Source organism: Pseudoroseomonas cervicalis ATCC 49957, from assembly GCF_000164635.1.
GTDB lineage: Bacteria > Pseudomonadota > Alphaproteobacteria > Acetobacterales > Acetobacteraceae > Pseudoroseomonas > Pseudoroseomonas cervicalis.
In genome coordinates, this window is record NZ_GG770778.1 from 515561 (window position 1) to 517050 (window position 1490).

Consider the following 1490-nt stretch of genomic DNA (forward strand, 5'->3'; position numbering starts at 1 on the left):
TGCCCGTGGGCGTGGCCCTGGCCTGAGCGGCGGCGCGGCCCGCGACCGCGCCGCGCGGTCACGGGCCGGCGGGCGGCCTCACGCCGGACCACGGCCACTGCATCACCAGCAGCCCGAGCAGGATCAGCCCGAGGCCGGCCAGACGGGGCAGGGAGACCGGCTTCTGCGGCAGCCCCACCAGGCCCCACTGGTCGACCAGGACCGAGGCCAGCATCTGCCCGGCGATCGCCGCCGCGATGAAGCCGGCGGCGCCCAGCCTCGGCGCCAGCAGCAGCGCGCCGGTGACATAGACGACACCGGCCAGCCCGCCGATCCAGATCCAGCGCGGCGCCTGCGCCAGCTGCGACAGCGCCGGGGCCTCCACCCGCGCCAGCGCCATGAGGGGCAGGAGGCAGGCGAGGCTGACGCAGAGCGAGACGCAGCTTCCCCACAGGGGATGGCCGAGCGTGCGACCGAGGAGCGCGTTGGCCCCGGCCTGGAACGGAACCACCGCGCCGGTGGCGATGGCGGCGAGGATGAGGGGCAGTGCGTTGCCGGGCATGGGGAACCTCCTGGCCCACCCCCATGCGCCATCCGCTTCATGAATGAAAATTCCGATGCCATATCCGTCATATGCACGACGTGAATACGCTGCGCGGCATCGACCTCAACCTGCTGGTGGTGCTCGACGCCCTGCTGGCCGAGCGGCATGTGTCGCGCGCCGCCGCCCGGCTGGCCATGAGCCAGCCCGCGGTCAGCCACGCGCTCGCCCGGCTGCGGCACCTGTTCGGCGACCCGCTGCTGGTCCGCCGCGGCCGCCAGCTGGTGCCGAGCGCCAGGGCGCAGGACCTCGCGCCCGCGCTGGCCTCGGCGCTGCGGCAGCTGCGCGCGGTGCTGGGGCCGGGCGGCTTCGACCCCGCCACGGAACGGCGGACCTTCCGCCTGGCCATGTCGGATTACGGCGCCGCCGTGATCCTGCCGGATCTGCTGCCGCGGCTGCGGCGGGAGGCGCCGGGGATCGACCTGGCGATCACCCAGTCGAGCCGGGAGGGCATGCTGCGCCAAGTGCTGGAAGGCGCGTGCGACCTGGCGCTCGGCGTGTTTCCCGATCGCCCCGGGCCGCTCCAGGCGGAAGGGCTGTTCGTCGAGCGCTTCGCCTGCCTGGCGGACCGGGCCGGGCTGGGCGGCGGCGGCCTCGACCTGGCGGCCTATCTGGCCCGGCCGCACATGCTGGTCGCGTTGCAGGACGGCCCGGGCGCCGAGATCGACGCCGCCTTGCGCGCGCTCGGCCATGCCCGGCGCATCGCCGTCACCCTGCCGCACTGGGGGCATGCGCCGGGGCTGATCCGGGGCACCGACCTGGTGCTGACCGTCGCCCGCAGGGCCCTGGCGCGGCAGGAGGCGGACCCGGCCTTCCTGGTCTGCGCGCCGCCCTTCGCGATCCCGCTCTTTCCCTTCGTCCAGCTCTGGCATGAGCGGCGCAATGGCGACCCCGCGCATCTCTGGCTGCG

At 75.0% G+C, this 1490-nt stretch carries 2 protein-coding genes; one reads left to right on the forward strand and one right to left on the reverse strand.

What is annotated here, in order from left to right:
- Window positions 1-58 precede the first annotated feature (58 nt).
- Complete coding sequence (locus HMPREF0731_RS09565; RefSeq protein ID WP_007003906.1) at window positions 59-541, reverse strand: DMT family transporter; 483 nt, start codon at window positions 539-541, stop codon at window positions 59-61.
- A gap of 71 nt (window positions 542-612) precedes the next feature.
- Between HMPREF0731_RS09565 and HMPREF0731_RS09570 the strand changes: the two genes are divergently transcribed.
- A partial coding sequence (locus HMPREF0731_RS09570; protein ID WP_007003907.1) for a LysR substrate-binding domain-containing protein occupies window positions 613-1490 on the forward strand: 878 nt, incomplete at its 3' end.

Bases quoted from the DNA above. Each gene is read 5' to 3' on its own strand.
- HMPREF0731_RS09565 (WP_007003906.1), bottom strand. From the start codon at position 541: ATGCCCGGCAACGCACTGCCCCTCATCCTCGCCGCCATCGCCACCGGC.